General features: G+C 33.1%; 20 protein-coding genes. 13 read left to right on the forward strand and 7 right to left on the reverse strand.

Annotation, left to right across the window (positions count from 1 at the left end; all coding sequences use genetic code 11):
- Positions 1-292: 292 nt before the first annotated feature.
- The 9 genes from ACWNT5_RS22575 (at position 293) to ACWNT5_RS22615 (ending at position 6,006) form a co-directional block, all read left to right on the forward strand.
- Positions 293-760, forward strand: a complete 468-nt coding sequence (locus tag ACWNT5_RS22575) for a DinB family protein (protein ID WP_299610588.1) — start codon at positions 293-295, stop codon at positions 758-760.
- Entirely contained in the window at positions 753-1,208 is a 456-nt protein-coding gene (locus ACWNT5_RS22580) for a DinB family protein (protein WP_299610590.1), read from the forward strand. The genes ACWNT5_RS22575 and ACWNT5_RS22580 overlap by 8 nt, the downstream gene beginning before the upstream one ends.
- Positions 1,209-1,264: 56 nt before the next feature.
- Positions 1,265-2,080 (forward strand): hypothetical protein, encoded by an 816-nt coding sequence (locus ACWNT5_RS22585; RefSeq protein WP_456518636.1) that lies wholly within the window; start codon positions 1,265-1,267, stop codon positions 2,078-2,080.
- Between the two features lie 28 nt (positions 2,081-2,108).
- Positions 2,109-2,546 carry a GNAT family N-acetyltransferase gene (locus ACWNT5_RS22590; protein WP_456518637.1) on the forward strand — a complete coding sequence of 146 codons (438 nt, stop codon included), beginning with the start codon at positions 2,109-2,111 and terminating at the stop codon, positions 2,544-2,546.
- Between the two features lie 163 nt (positions 2,547-2,709).
- Positions 2,710-3,513: a molybdate ABC transporter substrate-binding protein gene (gene modA / locus ACWNT5_RS22595; RefSeq protein ID WP_456518638.1), complete on the forward strand. Its 804-nt coding sequence runs from the start codon at positions 2,710-2,712 to the stop codon at positions 3,511-3,513.
- A gap of 15 nt (positions 3,514-3,528) precedes the next feature.
- Positions 3,529-3,930: a TOBE domain-containing protein gene (locus tag ACWNT5_RS22600; protein WP_456518639.1), complete on the forward strand. Its 402-nt coding sequence runs from the start codon at positions 3,529-3,531 to the stop codon at positions 3,928-3,930.
- Complete coding sequence (modB, locus tag ACWNT5_RS22605; protein ID WP_456518640.1) at positions 3,927-4,601, forward strand: molybdate ABC transporter permease subunit; 675 nt, start codon at positions 3,927-3,929, stop codon at positions 4,599-4,601. The genes ACWNT5_RS22600 and modB overlap by 4 nt, the downstream gene beginning before the upstream one ends.
- On the forward strand, positions 4,598-5,476 hold the full coding sequence (locus tag ACWNT5_RS22610) for a sulfate/molybdate ABC transporter ATP-binding protein (RefSeq protein WP_299610603.1): 879 nt from the start codon (positions 4,598-4,600) through the stop codon (positions 5,474-5,476). Before modB ends, ACWNT5_RS22610 begins: the two co-directional genes overlap by 4 nt.
- Positions 5,473-6,006 (forward strand): DUF2867 domain-containing protein, encoded by a 534-nt coding sequence (locus tag ACWNT5_RS22615; RefSeq protein WP_299610605.1) that lies wholly within the window; start codon positions 5,473-5,475, stop codon positions 6,004-6,006. Before ACWNT5_RS22610 ends, ACWNT5_RS22615 begins: the two co-directional genes overlap by 4 nt.
- 33 nt (positions 6,007-6,039) lie before the next feature.
- Here ACWNT5_RS22615 and ACWNT5_RS22620 read toward each other — a convergent pair whose 3' ends face one another.
- From ACWNT5_RS22620 to ACWNT5_RS22630, 3 genes are all read right to left on the reverse strand, one after another.
- Entirely contained in the window at positions 6,040-6,645 is a 606-nt protein-coding gene (locus ACWNT5_RS22620) for a DUF4230 domain-containing protein (protein ID WP_299610607.1), read from the reverse strand.
- A gap of 91 nt (positions 6,646-6,736) precedes the next feature.
- Positions 6,737-7,273 carry a DUF4136 domain-containing protein gene (locus tag ACWNT5_RS22625; RefSeq protein ID WP_299610610.1) on the reverse strand — a complete coding sequence of 179 codons (537 nt, stop codon included), beginning with the start codon at positions 7,271-7,273 and terminating at the stop codon, positions 6,737-6,739.
- 76 nt (positions 7,274-7,349) lie between these two features.
- Positions 7,350-7,526, reverse strand: a complete 177-nt coding sequence (locus tag ACWNT5_RS22630) for a DUF5522 domain-containing protein (protein WP_299610612.1) — start codon at positions 7,524-7,526, stop codon at positions 7,350-7,352.
- A gap of 28 nt (positions 7,527-7,554) precedes the next feature.
- Here ACWNT5_RS22630 and ACWNT5_RS22635 point away from each other — a divergent pair, with 28 nt between their 5' ends.
- The 4 genes from ACWNT5_RS22635 to hemL are packed head-to-tail and all read left to right on the forward strand — an operon-like array spanning position 7,555 to position 10,994.
- Positions 7,555-7,881, forward strand: a complete 327-nt coding sequence (locus tag ACWNT5_RS22635; protein WP_299610615.1) for a hypothetical protein — start codon at positions 7,555-7,557, stop codon at positions 7,879-7,881.
- 7 nt (positions 7,882-7,888) lie between these two features.
- Positions 7,889-8,830, forward strand: coding sequence for a 1-aminocyclopropane-1-carboxylate deaminase/D-cysteine desulfhydrase (locus ACWNT5_RS22640; RefSeq protein ID WP_299610617.1), 942 nt, complete (start codon positions 7,889-7,891; stop codon positions 8,828-8,830).
- A gap of 25 nt (positions 8,831-8,855) precedes the next feature.
- Positions 8,856-9,701: a glucosaminidase domain-containing protein gene (locus ACWNT5_RS22645; RefSeq protein ID WP_299610711.1), complete on the forward strand. Its 846-nt coding sequence runs from the start codon at positions 8,856-8,858 to the stop codon at positions 9,699-9,701.
- 6 nt (positions 9,702-9,707) lie between these two features.
- Positions 9,708-10,994 carry a glutamate-1-semialdehyde 2,1-aminomutase gene (hemL, locus tag ACWNT5_RS22650; RefSeq protein WP_299610619.1) on the forward strand — a complete coding sequence of 429 codons (1,287 nt, stop codon included), beginning with the start codon at positions 9,708-9,710 and terminating at the stop codon, positions 10,992-10,994.
- A gap of 74 nt (positions 10,995-11,068) precedes the next feature.
- Here the strand turns inward: hemL and ACWNT5_RS22655 are convergent, their stop codons facing one another.
- The 4 genes from ACWNT5_RS22655 to ACWNT5_RS22670 form a co-directional block, all read right to left on the reverse strand.
- Positions 11,069-13,555, reverse strand: coding sequence for a zinc-dependent metalloprotease (locus tag ACWNT5_RS22655; RefSeq protein WP_299610621.1), 2,487 nt, complete (start codon positions 13,553-13,555; stop codon positions 11,069-11,071).
- 113 nt (positions 13,556-13,668) lie between these two features.
- Positions 13,669-15,645 carry a tetratricopeptide repeat-containing sensor histidine kinase gene (locus ACWNT5_RS22660; protein WP_299610623.1) on the reverse strand — a complete coding sequence of 659 codons (1,977 nt, stop codon included), beginning with the start codon at positions 15,643-15,645 and terminating at the stop codon, positions 13,669-13,671.
- A 244-nt stretch (positions 15,646-15,889) separates the two neighbouring features.
- Complete coding sequence (locus ACWNT5_RS22665) at positions 15,890-17,860, reverse strand: OmpA family protein (RefSeq protein ID WP_456518641.1); 1,971 nt, start codon at positions 17,858-17,860, stop codon at positions 15,890-15,892.
- 16 nt (positions 17,861-17,876) lie between these two features.
- Positions 17,877-18,824 carry a PorP/SprF family type IX secretion system membrane protein gene (locus ACWNT5_RS22670; protein ID WP_456518660.1) on the reverse strand — a complete coding sequence of 316 codons (948 nt, stop codon included), beginning with the start codon at positions 18,822-18,824 and terminating at the stop codon, positions 17,877-17,879.
- Positions 18,825-18,865 lie beyond the last annotated feature (41 nt).

Genomic DNA, 18,865 nt, shown 5'->3' on the forward strand with positions numbered 1-18,865 from the left:
ATAGATTGTTTTTCTTACTTTTTTAATAAGTGATTTTAAGGAGTTGATTTATTATAATGAAAATGTAAACTCGAAGGGAGTTCAATTAATCCTAGTTGGATTACAATTAGGGATATTGTTAATAGCTGATTACAATGGAATATCAATCACTTTCTTTTACATCTTATGGTAATTGATGATTCTAATGAGCAGACTTTGAAGAAAATTTTTAACAAGGTTCTATGATATTTATTTGTCATTTCTTTAGTGAAAAAACTATTTTTAACTATAATTAATTTTGTTTTAAACCGTGATGAGAACAAAACAGATAGCTAATCGATTTAGAGAAGTGGTGTTAAATGGTCGTTGGATTGCAAATACCAATTATAAAGATCAATTGTCTAAAATTAGTTGGGAACAAGCGAATAAAAAAGTAAGTGATTTAAATACCATTGGGTTACTAACATTTCATATCAATTATTATATAGAAGGTGTTCTAAATGTATTAAAAGGAGGAGACTTAGAAATTAGGGATAAGTATAGTTTTGATGCACCATCAATTACCTCAGAAGAAGATTGGCAAGCGTTACAACAGAGATTATATAATAATTCCGAAAGCTTTGCTGATTTGATTGAGCAAATGTCGGATGTGCAATTAGATGAAGTCTTTGTAGATGAAAAGTATGGGACTTATCAAAGAAATATTGATGCAATGATCGAACATGCCTATTATCACTTAGGACAAATAACATTAATTAATAAAATGATATCCAATGAATGATTCTCTTATAGCCATACTAAAAACCATCTTCGATCGAGATTTAACCAAACTTAAAGCAGAAATTAATGCTTATTCCAAAGAAGAGAACTTGTGGATAGAGACAAAAGCAATAAGTAATTCTGCAGGAAACCTTTGTTTACATCTGATTGGAAACCTGAATACGTATATTGGAGCAGAGTTTGGAAATACTGGATATATAAGACAACGGGATTTAGAATTTTCTGTGAAAGATATTCCCAGATCAGAAATGATTGCTAAAATTGATGAGGTACAAAAAATAGTGGATACAGCATTGGATACTATTACACCAGACGATCTTCAGAAAGAATATCCTAGAATACTAATGGATAAGAATCCTAGTACGCATCGATTTTTGATACATCTAACAACACATCTAACCTATCATTTAGGTCAAATAAATTATCACAGAAGACTACTAGACTCCTAAGGATTCTTCTTAGAATAAAATAAATATAGTATCTTCATAACAAATCCCCATTAGTTATGAAGTTTGTTTATGTTTTGATAATTCTTGTGTTCTGCATTGCTTGTTCCAATAGCGATAATGATGCATCCCTTACTACAAATTCATTTTTATTTGAAGATGGATTCGAGACTCAAAATAATGATGTGGACGAACTTTTTGAATCGAATGGAAGTAGATGGACGAATATACAACAAACAAATCCATCAAATGAGATTTCTATTTCAACCACTACGTTTTCTGAAGGTCAAAATGCATTACGTTTATTAGCGTTGCAATCTGATAATATATTGTCTAAAATGGATATAGAAAAAGAAGGATTTAAGGCTTTTGCAGATGATCTGGTTGTTATCGAAGCAGATTTTTACCTGAATTCCACTGCTAATATTGAAAACTTACTATTGATTGATCTAGAATGCTGTTCTTGTTGGGATCCAACGGTAGAGGATAATCAATGTCCAGGAGTTCGTTTGATGATGTCTGGAGGAAATGATTTTTTGTCCATCGAAAGGGGTAAAATCTCAGCGAGCAATTTACGGCAAACATCGCTGCAATTTCCCAGAAATGAATGGGTAACCGTGCGATGGGAATTAACATTAGCGGATGATGATACTGGAATAAATAGATTATCCATCAATGGGAATGAGGTAATCATGAGCAATGGTATGAATATGCCTAATGCCACTATTTTTAGAGAATTGTTTGCGGAAAACGGAATTGATTTTACGTTACAAGAGCCTGTGTTTTACGAAAGAGTCCAGGTAGGAGCCACTGCAAACCCTACTATGGAGGATATTGAATTGTTTGTGGATAATTTTTCGATCCGGATTAATTAATATATTCCAATACCAGAAAAATTTTGGAATGATACGACCTTATACATCCAATGACAAAAAGGAACTAGTTGAAGTTCTTATCTTAAATACTCCTAAATATTTTGATCGTAAGGAAATCCAGGATTTTAAAAAATATCTAGCGGTATACGAAAGCACCTATTTTACAATAACATCTGGGAATAAAATAATAGGAGGAGTAGGATGTAATTATCTTAAGAAAAACAGCGTTGGAGAAATTACATGGATTTTTTTTCATCCAGAGTTTGCTGGTAAGGGTTTCGGAAATAAAGCTGTTACCCATTGTTTGTCCATTTTAAAGTCTAATAGTGAGATACAAAAAGTAACTGTTAGAACCTCTCAACTTGCATATGGTTTTTTTGAAAAATTTGGTTTTATTACCAAAAAGACAGCAAAAGATTATTGGGGTTTAGGGTTAGATTTATATGAGATGGAATTAGAAATATAACCTAGACTGCCGCATTGATTTTTTAAAAAATTAATTGTGTCTTCTTTTAATCTTAACTACCATTAATACTGTATATTTAGCCTGTAAGATTATAGTATTGGACAATAGTTTTATTACTATATAGGAAAAGTTATATTGCTATTATCAAAAAAACAAAGAGTTAGTGGAGTATAAGAAAATACGTTTTGTAAAATTAGAGCTGCTTTTTGTTGTATTGGGTTTTGTATTCTTTTTAGGGTGCACAGAAGAGAAAAAGGGTCATATTACCGTAGCGGCAGCAGCTAATATGCAGTTTGCTATTAAAGAAATTTCGGATACTTTTACCAAGCAAACAGGGATTCCTTGTGATCTGATTATTAGTTCTTCTGGTAAACTAACCGCACAGATCAAAGAAGGAGCTCCTTATGATATTTTTGTGTCTGCTAATATGAAATACCCTAATGATGTTTATAAAGAAGGATTTGCAGTAGCACCTCCAAAAATATACGGGTATGGTCAGTTGGTTTTATGGTCGTTACATCATGATATAGAACTTTCGATTGCGGGACTTTCTAATCCTAAGATTCAGAATATTGCTTTAGCAAATCCGAAGACTGCTCCTTATGGAAAGGCAGCTGTAGAATTTTTAAAATCTAAGGAAGTGTATATACTCCTTGAGGATAAATTAGTGTATGGAGAAAGTATTGCTCAAACCAACCAGTTTATTACCTCTAAGGCTTCAGAAATTGGTTTTACAGCAAAATCTGTAGTAATGTCTCCTCAAATGAGAGAGCAAGGACATTGGAAAGAACTAGATAATAGTTTTTATACACCAATAGCACAAGGTGTTGTGCAAATAAAACAAGAGAATAAGGAGCATATGAATAGCACAAAGTTTTATGATTTTCTTTTTTCTAAAGAAGCCAAGAAAATATTAGAAGATTTCGGATATTTACTCGATAATCGAGATTTTAACGCACTGAAGTAGTTTATAAATAAACTAATGAATGTTTTTTCCGGACATATTTCTGATATAAAAGTAAGCAAAAGTTTATCGATAGTTTCCGTTAAGCTAAATGAGCATAATTTGCTTAAAACTATTTTGCTCGAAACTCCAGAAACAGCTTCTCATTTAAAAAAAGGAAATCAGATTACTGTTTTGTTTAAAGAAACAGAGGTGATCATATCAAAAGAAGAAAATACTTTAATTAGTGTTGAAAATAAAATAAAAGTTACCGTTAAAAATATTGAAAAAGGAGCGTTATTAAGTAGAGTGATATTAAAAAGTAGTATTGGAGAAATCGTAGCATTGATCACTTCTGAAATTCTTGACGAGCTTTCTCTAGAAAAAGATCAAAAAGTAGTTGCTATGATAAAGGTTAACGAAATTATGCTTTCCAGATGATTGATTGGGGACCTATCATATTAACAGCTAAACTTGCCTTGGTAACTACTGTGATTTTACTTGTCGTATCGGTTCCTTTGGCTTATTGGCTAGCATTTTCTAAATCAAGAATGAAACCTGTTGTAGAAACTTTGGTAAGCATGCCATTAGTATTGCCTCCAACGGTTTTAGGGTTTTATTTGTTAATGGCTTTTAGTCCTGGAAATAGTTTTGGAGCCTGGTTGCAAGAATGGTTTGGCTTACGATTAATATTTTCCTTTTCGGGATTAGTAATTGGATCCGCGATTTATAGTTTACCATTTATGGTCAATCCTATTCAATCTGGATTATCGGGTTTACCATCTTCTCTATCAGAAGCCTCGTATATATTAGGAAAATCAAAATTGAAAACACTTTTTAGTGTATTATTACCCAATATAAAACCATCGTTACTTACAGGAATCGTTTTGGCTTTTGCACATACCATCGGCGAATTTGGCGTTGTTTTAATGATAGGAGGAAATATTCCTGAAAAAACAAAAGTAGTATCGATTGCTATTTATGATGAGGTAGAAGCATTAAACTATGCGCATGCCAATACATATTCTATGATTTTATTCGTAATTACGTTTATAGTACTATTGTCAGTATATATGATAAATGGTGGATATCTTAAAAAGTTCTGGAAATGATCAAAGCGACTATCCATAAAACTTTACGTTCGGCTGCTGGAAAAATGACTCTTGCCATCGAACTAGATGTTAAGCGAGGTCAGTTCGTAACATTGTATGGGCCTTCTGGTGCAGGAAAAACATCGACACTTAGAATCATCGCTGGGTTGCTATCTCCAGATAAAGGAAGTATTATGGTAAATGATAGTATTTGGTTTGATAAAGAACGTAAAATTAATCGCATTCCTCAGCAGCGTAAGATAGGATATGTTTTTCAGGATTATGCGCTATTTCCTCATATGACAGTTCGTAAAAATTTGGAATTTGCATTAGATAACAAACAAGATAAAGCAATTGTTGATGAGTTGATTAGCATTGTAGAATTAGAAGAATTACAAGATAGAAAACCAGAAACGTTATCTGGTGGTCAACAACAACGTGTAGCTTTAGCTCGTGCTCTGGTCCAAAAACCAGAAGTTTTGTTGTTAGATGAACCACTCTCTGCATTAGATATAAGAATGCGTTCCAAGCTGCAAGATTATATTTTAAAAGTTCATAAAAAATACCATCTAACTACTATCTTGGTAAGTCATGATATTGGAGAAATTATCAAAATGTCGGATGTGGTATATAAGCTTCAAGATGGTGGTGTAGAAAAGGTTGGAAAACCAATGACCGTATTTGCAAGTAATCAGCTTAGTGGTAAGTTTCAGTTTGTCGGAGAGGTGATTGATATTACGAAAGAAGATGTTATCTATATAGTTACTGTTCTTATTGGGCAAAATGTAGTAAAAGTTGTAGCTCAGGAACAAGAAATTGTCAATTTAGCAATAGGAGATAAGGTTATTGTAGCTTCAAAAGCATTTAATCCTGTTTTACAAAAAATTGAAGCATGAAAATCGAAGTAGAGAAAGTAGCTTTGCCGGAGATTTCATTGTTATCAGAAGAAGTTTATGAGTATTCTGATAGTTATAAAAGCAGGTTTTCGGATCCAAAAAACGAGATTGATATTTTAGCAGTAACCAAAGCATTTTTTTCATTTTCTCCAAAATGGATAGGGAGCTTGTTTGCTTTGAGAAATAAAATAGTTTCAGTTTTTGGACTTAAAACTGGGAATGGCTTAGAACAAAAGGAAGAAGTGCTTCAAAATTTTAAAGGAGAAATTGGCGATCAGGTTGGTATTTTTAAAGTATTTGATAAGGTGGATAATGAGCTAATTTTAGGAGAAAACGATTCTCATTTAAATTTTAGAGTTTCTTTATTGTTAGTTCCTCAACCAGATCATACAAAAGACCTAACCATATCTACTGTGGTACATTTTAACAATTGGTTCGGGAAACTATATTTCTTCCCAGTGAAACCTTTTCATAAATTAATTGTTCCTGCAATGCTTAAAAGTACTATCAGGAATTTAAAAAAGCACTAGCTTTTGAACCTAAGAATTATATTGTTTCAGGTTTTATAAAATCAATTGTTCAGAATTGGTAACCGTATCTCCTTTATAAACCAACTTCCATCCTAAGCTATTGGTAAGAATATAAATCTTTTGTAGTTCGCTTATCAGTCTGTTTTCGGCATTAGATTTTAGTGTAGAGGCTTCTACTTTTTCATTTAATTGACGAGTTACTTCTTGTTGTATTTTATTATGATCTTCTGGATTAAATTGATTAAAGAAATCCTCTTCCAGATCATGGTATTTTATCGTTGGATTGATGTTAATTTCGGCTTCGGGAATATGGGTAATTGTTACTGTTTTATTCGTTTTATCAATGGAGTGTTCTATTTTGCTAAGGTCATAAGAAACCGTAACTTCAGCGTTTACCACCACAATAGCTTTTTTTTCTGCAGTTAAAATATCCAAATAGTATTTTTTTGCGTCTTTATAGGTAATGACCTCAGAGAAATGTCCTTCGGTAACCACAAGTTTTCCTACGTTTTTTATCTGATCTAAAATTAAATCAGAAGATTGTATTTCGGTTTTTTGAGTTTTAGCCTGAATAATAAAATAGCTAATTCCCAAAGCAATAAATGCTGCAATACAAGCACCAAGTAAAAAATTACGCATACTTTTAAGAATCTGGTTCTGTATATAAAAGTACATAAAAAAATAGCCTCTCTATAAAAGAAAGGCTATGATATCTAAACGGATGAAATGCTTATTTTAATTCTGGAGGATATTTTTCTAATATCGCGGTTACAATTTGATTCATTTTTTCCTGTTTTCTTTCTACCCTTTCTGTAAGTGCTGCGGTACCCATACCTTGCCAGATAAGCTCTCTTTTAGAGGCATCGATAAGATCTATATATAAAGTGCCTTCCGTTGTTCTAGAAACGGTATTAAATCCATTGTTCCAAAACCAAGGATTCCATCCCCATCCATAACCCCATCCGAAGCCAAAGTTATTTTGATAAATGTTTACGTTTTCTTTAGTTTTTGTAAAAATACTTACTAATACGTCTGGATTTTCTGATTTGGTAAATCCTTTAGCAGCCATATCCGCTTCAATGGCTCTTAGGATGCGTTTTTTGTCCAAGTCGCTAATTTCAGCCTTATCTATTCCTGGCTTAAAAAAGGCGTAGCTTTTGTAACTATTAAAATTTGTTTGCCTATCATAATCAGAAGCTACTCTTACACTAGAGCAAGAGCTGAGTGTTATGATTAGGATCAGCGATAAAAGAGAGAAAGATTTCATAATCCTATGTTTTTAAAAAGTTCAACAATTTTTTGGTAAAAAATGCACAATAATCATACCATGAGTGACTTAAAATCTACTTTTTGGTATACTTATTTGTTTTTTTATCATAACCGTATGGGCAATGCCTACAGCCACTCTCACAACAGTACCCTCTTCGTAGATGATATTGTTCTGTAAAACATCGATACCCTTCAGGTGTAAGATAGTAATCACCTTCTTCGGGTTTTAGTATTCTTTTTGGGTTGCTCATCACTACAAAAATACTATCTTGCGGTTAGATGCCAATTTTAGTTAACAAATATTTGATAGGTCGTCATTTTGTGGGTATAGCACTTTGGCCTTTTATTGTGGTAAAAGATCCACGGTTAAAAGAGGATAAGGTGTTTATAAACCATGAAAGAATTCACTTAAAACAGCAGCTAGAGCTTTTGGTATTGCCTTTTTATATTGTTTATCTATTGGAGTACATTATTAGATTATTTCAGTATGGAAATTCTAGAGAAGCTTATCGAAATATCTCTTTTGAGCGTGAAGCTTACGAAATGGAAGGAGAACTTTCCTATTTAGAGCATCGAAAAATCTGGAGTTTTACAAAATATCTCTAATTGTGATATGGATTTCTTTTCTTCAGAAATTTCTACCGTAATCAACCAAAAAATAACACATCCCTTATTAGATGAAGCTGGGATAACACTTGATATAAAACGTGAAGACCAAATTCATGCATATGTTTCTGGGAATAAATTCAGAAAACTGAAATATAATCTTAGAGAAGCACAAGCAAATGGATACAAAACAATTCTTACTTTCGGAGGTGCTTATAGTAATCATATAGCTGCTACTGCTGCCGCAGGAAAACTAATGGGTTTTAAGACTATTGGAGTTATCAGAGGAGAAGAATTAGCAAATGATTTGCAAAGAGTTTTGTCCGAGAATGACACCCTACAATTTGCTACGGATCATTGTATGCAATTAAAGTTTGTGAGCAGGGAAGACTACAGGGAAAAGACTTCAACTTCTTTTTTAGAAAAACTCACGAAAGAATTTGGCTCGTTTTATGTAGTACCCGAAGGAGGAACAAATGAATTAGCTGTCAAAGGTTGTGAAGAAATTCTTATATCCTCAGATAATCAATATGATTATCTCTGTTGTGCAGTTGGAACAGGAGGAACTATTGCTGGCATCATTAATAGAAGTAGTGATCATCAAAAGGTTATTGGTTTCCCAGCGCTAAAAGGAGATTTTTTAAATGCTGAGATAAATAAATATACCAATAAGGAGAATTGGAGCTTGAATACGGAATATCATTTTGGGGGTTATGGTAAAATAAATACTGTATTAATTGAGTTTATGAATAGGTTTAAAGAAGAACAGTATATCACCTTAGATCCTATATATACGGCCAAGATGATATACGGTATTTTTGATAAGATACAGAAAGGGGATTTTACAAAAAATACTCGTATTTTAGCCGTTCATACAGGAGGTCTGCAAGGTATTGCTGGGATGAATAAAAAACTGAGTAAAAAGAAAATCCCTCTTATTAGGATTTAATATGAATGTGAGGAAAATAATAATGATGTGCTGTGTGACTGCACTCTTAATTTCATGTGGAGGTAGTAAGAAAACAACAAGAACTACAACAAAAACTAAAACTGTTTCGTCTAGAAAAACGCAGGTTAGTAGAGAGGTAACATCGGTAGAAAAGCCAAAAGAAGTTGCTAAAAAACCTCTCGCTAAGGTTTCTTATAAAGAAAAAGTTCAGAATTATATTTTCGAATATGCTAGTATTGCTAAACATGAGATGGTGCAATATGGAATCCCTGCGAGTATTACACTAGCACAAGGTATTTTAGAATCGGGAGCTGGTTATGGAGAATTGACAAGTAAAGCCAAAAATCACTTCGGAATTAAATGTCATGATTGGACAGGTGATAGAGTATACCATGATGATGATCGCTCCCAAGAATGTTTTAGGAAGTACGAAAAAGCAAGCGAATCATTTAGAGATCATTCTTTATTTCTTAAAAATAGAAAGCGATATTCCAAGCTTTTTACCTATAAGCAAAGTGATTATAAGTCTTGGGCTTATGGTTTAAGAGCTGCGGGATACGCCACGGATAAGAAATACCCTGTGAAACTAATTAGTATTATTGAACGCTATAAATTGTATGACTATGATGCTGAGGTGTTAGGGACTTCTTACGTAGCTGTAGAGCCTAAAAAAGTGGAGAAAAGGAAAGCTCCAAAGATCAAAAATGGTGAGTATATCGTGCAGAAAGGCGATACTCTTTATTCTATCTCCAGAAGATATAATCTAAAAGTAGCAGAACTAAAAGCTTACAATAATTTAAAAGATAACGCAATCGCCATTGGACAAGTACTTAAAGTAGAAAAGCCAGAGGACGATGCTGACGAATTTTAACGTACTATGATTTATAAAAGAAGTAGTGCTCTGTTTAAAGAGGCTCAGAAAGTAATTCCTGGAGGAGTTAATTCTCCTGTTCGTGCATTTAAAGCAGTAGGAGGTGATCCAATCTTTGTGAAAGAAGCAAAAGGTGCTTATTTATATGATGAAGATGGAAATCGTTTAATCGATTACATCAATTCATGGGGGCCAATGATACTTGGTCATGCATATCCACCTGTGGTTGATGCAGTGGTTGAAAAAGCCAAAAAGGGAACTAGTTTTGGTATGCCTACAGAAATTGAAACTAAGATTGCCGAGCTAGCGGTATCTATGGTGCCTAATATTGATAAAATACGATTCGTAAATTCTGGTACAGAGGCTTGTATGAGTGCTGTAAGATTGGCAAGAGGATTTACAAAAAAGGACAAAATCATCAAATTTGCAGGATGTTATCATGGTCATAGTGATTCATTTTTGATTCAGGCTGGTAGTGGAGCTGTTACTTTTGGAAGTCCTAATAGTCCTGGTGTAACCGCAGGAACAGCAAAAGACACCTTGTTAGCAAGGTATAATGATCTAGAGAATGTAGAAGAAATTATCAATTCTAATAAGGATGAGATAGCCTGTATTATTATTGAACCTGTAGCTGGAAATATGGGGTGTATCCCTCCAGTAAAAGGTTTTTTAGAAGGTTTAAGATCACTTTGTGATACACATAATATACTGCTAATATTTGATGAAGTAATGACCGGTTTTAGATTAGCTAAAGGTGGTGTACAGGAATTGCTAGGAGTAGATGCGGATATCGTAACTTTTGGAAAAGTTATTGGCGGAGGTTTGCCAGTAGGAGCCTTTGCGGCAAGAGAAGAAATCATGAATCATCTTGCTCCTTTAGGTCCCGTATACCAGGCAGGAACTTTAAGTGGTAATCCTTTGGCAATGGCAGCAGGATTAGCAATGTTAACAGAGCTAAATGAAAAATCTGAAGTATTTGATAGTTTAACTAAGAAAACCGAATACTTACATGACGGAATTGGAAAGGTTTTAACCGAGAAAAATATAGTACATACTATTAATAGATTAGGTTCTATGATTTCTGTTCATTTTTCTGAAAAACCTGTGGTTAATTTCGAAAGTGCGGCAGCTGGAAATAATGATACTTTTAAGAAGTTTTTTCATGGGATGCTAGATCAAGGGATTTATATCGCCCCAAGTGCATTTGAAACCTGGTTCATTACAGACGCACTTAGCTATGAAGATTTAGATGAAACAATAAACGCTGCAAGGATAACGGCAGAAAGTTTGTAAACTAAAAAAGCCAATCTCTAAAAGATTGGCTTTTTTGATATCATAATTTTAGAATCTAAATTCTTTGATTACGATTATTTTATTGGATCTAATATCAACGAAATTCTTTCTATTGCATCCTGCAAATGATAACGTGTCATTCTATCAGATGTTCTTCCAACTGCATTTCTAATGTCTCTCTGTAAGTTTTTTAATTCTGCACGAACAATAGGTCTGATATCACTTTGTGAAACATCAACATTGGTTCGTCTCACGAAACGTCTGAAATTAGCAGGTATTGGTGTTTGTTCTTTTGTCATCAAAAACTCTAAACGCTCTATATAAGCTCTTTGCAAGTTACGACGGTAGACATCTATTTTTGATCCATTTCTTAGTTCACTCCATAAACCAGCTCTTAATTCGGTCATTAAATCAATTAAAGTATATGCATTTGTATTTAATGCTTCATTTTCAATTAATCTGGCCATTCTTCCATAATCCAAAAGATTATTCAGAGTTCTGGTCTGAAAGTTTCTGATACGTTCCACACTTCCTGCAGATTCTATTTTGTTAAAGATATTGGTGTCTAATAACCAATTTGGCGTGCTAAACAATTGTTCTTGTAAAAATTTCATAGCACGTTTCTGATTCTCTTTAGTTACATGAGTATACACAGCACCTTCTTGATCGTATGTTTTAAAATATTCATATACACCTCCGATATTAGAAGAAACATGTCCCATATATCTATTAAACTGTCCAAGTACTTGACCATACATTGTCTCTAAATCATTATAATTTTTACCATCCTCAGCAGTCCATTCTATTAGATTAGGAATAATTCTTTTTAGATTCGCAATTCCATAAGTACTGGCATTTACAGCATCATCTCCAAGATCTTCTGTTTGTGAGCTTGGATCTATAACACCAAATTGTTGTCTTCCAAAACGATATTTAGGATCATTCTGATGTGCTAATATCCAGCTGTCTAAAGTCTTCTTTTCTTCCTCTTCTGTTGTATCCAGAATAGGTCGATATCCCCATCTAATCGCATGCTTGTCATAAATTCCAATTTCTGGCATTAGCGCTACATCACCATCTCCAGGTTGCGCGATGTAATTAAAACGTGCATAATCCATAATAGAAGGAGCTGTACCATATTTTTTCGTAAATGCAGGATCACGAAGCGATTCTACAGGATAGGCAACACTACTACCCATATTATGAGGTAATCCTAATGTATGTCCTACTTCGTGAGCAGATACGAATCGTATTAATCTACCCATGATTTCGTCTTTAAAAGCTACTCCTCTTGCTTCGGGATTAATGGCTGCGGTTTGTACAAAAAACCAGTTACGAAGCAGTGTCATTACATTATGATACCAATTAATATCACTTTCTAGAATTTCTCCTGATCTTGGATCACTAACATGAGGTCCGTTTGCATTTGGAATAGGAGATGCGAGGTAACGTACTACAGAATATCTTACATCCTCAGGACTCCAATCCGGATCTTCTTCTTTCGAAGGTGGGTCTTTAGCGATAATCGCTTCTTTAAAACCAGCTTCTTCAAAAGCTACCTGCCAATCTTCTATACCTTGTTTTATATACTTCCTCCATTTTTTAGGCGTAGCACGATCAATATAATAGACAATTTGTTTTTTAGGAACTACTAGTTCGCCTCTTTTGAACTTTTCAATATCTTCTTCTTTTACTTCTAATCTCCATCTATCTAGATATCTAATAGTCTTACTTTCTTGCGCTTCTAATCCGTAATCTGTTTGTCCTCTTGCAAACCATCCAACACGTTGATCAAATATCCTTCTTTTCATTGGTGTTTCTGGTAATAGGATCATGGAATTACTCATTTCTAATGAGATGGTTCCAGTGCTAGCGTTTGATGGTGGATCTCCAGCCATGTATGTTTTTACGTGTCTGGTTTCGATATTAAGAGGGTAACTTCTTATAGAGTCTATATAGGAAAGACTCTGGTCTAACCTTGTTATCTTATACCTTTTTCTTCTTGATGCAGGAAAACCAATCGCTTTTACATCCTTCGTAAACATATCTGTTACATCGATCACTGTAGCATTATTTACAGAATCCTTATGGAATGCTTTGATAGGAAATGAAAATAAGATAGGCTCAAAGTTAGAATTTTCTACTGCTTCATGAATAGGTAAAGAATCCGCAGCATATATTTGGTGTGATACTACGCGCAGTAATACTTTTTTGTTTTTTCTTTGCCATCTAAGGACTTGCGTATTTTGTTTTCCTCCACCAAAACCGATACCGGTTGCAGTTTTAGCAATTCTGGTTACCATTAACATTTCTCTATTAAATAGAGAATCTGGTATTTCGTAAAAATATTTGTCTTCAATATTGTGAACAGTAAAAAGTCCAGGATCACTTTTTGCCTTTTTTGTAATAACCTCTTTATAAGGTTTAATAGCATTTTTATCTTTTCCCGGTTTTTTAGCAGCTGTTGCTGCTGGTTTCTTTGTTTTTTTACTTTGTAAAGATGAGCAACTGGATAGTGTAATGGTACACGCCAGCAGCAAATAAAGCGTATTTTTGAGCATGTGTAATTTTTTTTATCGGCCGAAGATAAAGAAATAACAATGCGTTGTAAGTGAAAAGAACGTTAAAACCTTAGAGAGCAAGGGCTTTTGTATCTTAATCTTTTTATAAAATCTTATGATGCTTTTGGTAATGTGATGCAAAATGTGCTACCCTCACCTAAAATACTTTTTACTTTAATTTCACCTTTATTTAATTCTACAAGTTCTTTGCAAATTTTTAATCCTAAACCTGTACCTGCTTCTTGTTGCGTACCTTTTGTAGTAAAAGTGTCTTCAGAGAATAGTTTATGAAGGTTTTCCTCCGGAATTCCTACTCCAGTATCTTGAAAATAAATTTCATAGTGCTCCTCCTTTTCATTAGATAGCAAGGTTATAGAATCTCCGGATTTACAAAATTTAATAGCGTTTGCTAATAAATTTTGTGACACAATAGAAAACATATCCTTGTCCGCATATACCAAAGTAGCGTCTAATTTATTGTTAAGTTGGATGTTCTTACGTGCTGCTTTGGGTTCGAAAAAGCTAAATTTATTCTGGATAACGTCTTTAATATTAAACTCGGTAGGTTTTGCATTTAATTCATTCATTTGGGATTTGGACCAATTCAATAAATTATTAAGCATTATAGAAGTCTGATGCGTTCTATTAGAAAGTAGCGGAACAATTTCTTCAAACTCCTCTTTAGAAATGGCATTTTCTTTTAAAAGATTTAAGGTGCCATCAAGTCCGTGTATTTCATTTTTTAGATCATGAGAAATGATAGAAAAGAGCTTGTTTTTTACTTGGTTAGATTCGTTTAATTCAGCAATATATCTTTTTCTTTCTCTTCTGGTTTTGATAATAAAGAATAAAAATATTGCACCTATGACAAACATTCCTATGCTTATGAATGTAAATATTCTATATTTAAATAATGCTCCTTGTGTTTTTAATTCCTGTTTTTCTTTTTCTTCAAGAAGTTTTAGTTGTTCTAATTCGGATTTGAAACGAATCTCTGCTTTAGAGATTTTTTCGGTGGATTCATTTCTGGATATTTGATCTGCAATTTGCTGGTATTTTTTTTGCCAAATAAAGGCAGATGCAAAATTATTTCTCGCTGAGTCTAAAGTAGCAGAATGTCTATAATTGGTCAAAAGCAATGGTGGAATATCTAGTCTTACTAGTTCTGTTCTAGCTTCATCTAAGAGAACTTCTGCTTCATTATAATTTTTTAGTTTGATCGCAATCTCGCCTAACTGTTGTTTGATGTTTGCAGCCACTCTAAAGTTTTGTGCTTGTACAGCATTGCAATATGAAGAATCGTAATATTTTTTTGATTTTTCATATTCTTTATTTGCTTTGTAAAGATTAGCTAGTCGGGTATACGCCATTGCTTTGTCTAAAGTTCGATTATTTTTCTTGCTAATTTTTAAGGCTTCGTTAATCAGTTTTTCTGCTTCATCGATTTTACCAAGGTCGATATAGATCAGTGCTAAATTGTTTAATGCTGACCCTACCTTATTTGGTCTGAATTTTTTCTTTAAGGCTATCGATTTTTGATAATATTCTTCGGCAAGTTCATAATTATCAATATCGGAGTAAATATTGGCAAGATTGTTATATGTACTGGATAAGACTAAACTATCTTTCATACGCTCGAAGTATAAGTTTGCTTCTAGTATATGATGTATTGCTTTTTCGGAATTACCTCTTCCTTGTTCAATAGTAGATTTATTATTATTAATAATTGCCAAACCTCGTTGGTGATTAGCTTTTTTAAAGTATGTGGCAGCTTGGTCATAATTGTAAAAAGCTTTTATATGTTGCTGAGTTAAATTATGAACGTTTCCGATATGTTGGTATACATTACCAATACCTTTATTATACTTTATAGTATTTGAAATAGATAATAATTTAGATTCGTATGATAAAGCCATGTCGAACTCTTCCGCTCTCCACATATTTTCAAAATATTTCATGGCTGTATCAAATAATACAGAGTCTTTTTCCGTTTTTATGAAAGGTATGATACTATCCAGTGATTTTTTCTGAGAAAAACTAAATGAACTGAATAGGACGCATAAGATCCATGTAAAAATCGCTTTTTTCATATGTTTTATTTTGGGGAAATAGATTAAAAAACAATTTACATCTACAAAATACACAAAAATCAATTTAAAAAACAAATATAGTAGTATTATTCTTACATAATATATTGTTTTTATGGATTTTCGAAAGAGTTATGACGTTTTTAGGTATAATTCAACTTCATATATGGATTACAAACAATCTAACTTTTAATGTCTAATTGCTGATTACCTGTAAGGCGAAGGGAACTTTATGGTATGGTGTAGATTAGTTTTCAATTACTATAAATTCACTTCTTCTATTTTGCTGATGCCTTTCCTTACTACAAGGAATACCATTTTTACAATGGTTTTTTAATTGCAGTTCTCCATATCCTTTGCTTTTTACTCGATTGGGATTGATACCTTTAGCGATGATATACTTGGCTGTGGCAGTAGCTCGTTTTGCTGATAATTTTAGGTTGTATAGATCACTTCCTTTACTATCAGTGTGTGATCGGATTTCAATTTTTAATGAAGGAAACTCCTTCAGATAAGAGACAATTTTATCCAGTTCTTCTGCAGTACTATTGAGAATCAAAGCTTTGTTAGAAGCGAAATAAATCGGTTTGAGCGAAAGTATTTTTCCTAGATCTACACCAGTTTTTGGTGTGTCTTTTTCCAAAAAGAAATCTTTATTTGCTATTGGATTATCATTATTAGTATCTATACTAATATTTAGAGGTTTGTATTTTGTTTTTGTTAGTAGGAACTCAAAACTTTTATTATTGCAATCTAAGGGTACATAGAAAAATCCTTCCTCATTTGTTTTACCAGTAAATATCGTTTCTTTATCTTGATTAAGAACCTCTATTTCTGTTTCGACTAAAATCTCTTTAGAGTTTTGATCTTTTACCAAGCCACTAATATATCCGATACAATCCGTAACTAATGGGCTGTTCTGAGTAATACAATAAATATCATCATCTCCACGTCCACCTTTACGATTTGAAGCGAAGTATCCTTCTTTAGTATCTTCATTGATGATAAAAGTAACATCATCGTAATTACTATTTACAGGTTTACCTATGTTATAAACCTTTTTTTCAGATGCAGTTGTATTTGTTACAAAAATGTCTAATCCACCAAGTCCAAGATGCCCGTCTGATGCGAAATATAGCATCCCAGATGTAGTAATAAAAGGAAAGGTGTCTCGACCTTCTGTATTAATTTCTGGTCCCAGATTTTTTGGTTCTCCGTAACTTCCATCATTATTAATGTCAACTACATAAAGATCTGACTCGCCATAACCTCCAGGCATATCAGAGGCGAAATACAATTTTGTTCCATCTGAATTAAGTGTAGGATGCGCAACAGAGTATTGATCATTATTAAAAGGAAGTTCTTCGGGTTGTGACCATTTTTGTTTTGCAGTTTTAAAAGCTTTAAATATTTTGAGTCGATTAACTCCTAATGAATCTTTCCTTGAAGTACCCTTGAAAATATTATTACGTGTAAAATATATAACATTACCATCTTTTGAGAATGATGAGGTAGATTCATGAAGACGTGAACTCAATTCTTTTGCAAATTCTCTAGAAAAGGATACGCCGATGGAATCATCCTTTATGCTTTGAAATAATCCTAAATATGCTTGTTGATTCCATGAATTTCGGCTTGATATATTTTTTCTTTTTCCTCTGGAAGACGAAAAAACAAGCTCGTTTTGATAAAAGGAAGGAGCGAAATCTGTAAATGCAGAGTTGTTTTCAAAATCACTGATTTCGTATCTGCCAGATTGCTTTTCGATATCTTCTAAATAATCTTGGTTTTCTTCTAATCTTTTGCTTCTTGAGTCGTTTGCATTACTCTCTTTGGCAAGAGTTATTAGTCTCTTTGCTTCATCATATTTTTCTAAATGTTCGTAACAATGAGCCGCTTTATAGTAGTATTCTGGTTGCAGTTCTTCTACAATGATACTATCATTTAATTGTTCTGTTCTATATTCGAACATTTTTTGATACCATTTTCCTGCATTTTCTAGGTCTGAATTATAATAATAAGCATCTCCGAGTTTTTGATATACTTCAATTGATCCTTTTCCTTGATTTATAATTTTTTTGTACGAATCAATAGCCTCTATAAATTCAAAATCATTAAACCGTTTATTAGCTTTTTTGAAATCCGAATTTTGAGAAAACAAAAATGAGGGGATGAGTATAAGGAAACCAATACTGTAAAGAATTCTATATATCATCATTTTTGTTTGTTTTTGGTTAAAAGAATCTAGGATATAATACACGTTCCTTTTTCTTAAAAATTTCATAGCGTAAGAAAAATTCATAAGAACCTGAATTAAATTCTGTGTTACCTAGCGCAGTAGTTTCCCAATCATAAGCAAAACCTAACATCAGGTTGTTTGTAATCTGAAACCCTACTAAACCACTAAGTGCTGCGCTCCATCGGTAAGCTACTCCTAGTGTAAGCTTGTCATAAAATAAGAAGTTCGCAGAAGCATCTATTTGCAACGGCGATCCAGCAACAACTTTTCCCAATATTGCGGGTTTTAGTTTTAGATAATCATTGATTTCAAATACATATCCTAGCATCATGTAATAGTTGATTCTTTCTGAGGCTAAAAAAGAAGAAGCAGTATTATCATTAGAAGATTCATTAAAATGTTTTGTTTGCAGTAGATTAGGAGCTGAGATTCCAAAATAAAATTTTGGAGTATAATAATAAGCACCTATTCCAACATTAGGAGAGAATTTATTATCAATATTGGTGTCCAAAAGAATATCCGAAGTTGAATACTGGTTTAATCGATCAAAATTAACATCAAGTAAATGCCCTCCAGCCTTTACACCAAAAGCTAACTTTCCTTGTTCAGAGGTGCTTATGGTGTAAGAAAGGTCTATGTAGATATACGTTTCCTGGGTAGGACCAATTTTATCATTTACTATTGATAATCCTAGACCTACTTTTTCGGCTCGTCCAATAGGTGAGTGAATATTTAGAGTTTGCGTTACTGGAGCTCCATTAATACCTACCCATTGATCTCTGTATAATCCGGCAATACTAATAGCATTTCTAGATCCTGCATATGCAGGATTGATGCTGATGGTGTTATACATATATTGTGTATACTGTGCATCTTGTTGACCTTTTATATCTTGTATAAAGATTAAAAAAACTAGAATACCTAATATGTATGATCTACTCATAAACTGATTATTGCTAAAAAGAGTTTTCATCATTTAGATGG

This window comes from Aquimarina sp. 433, assembly GCF_054054605.1.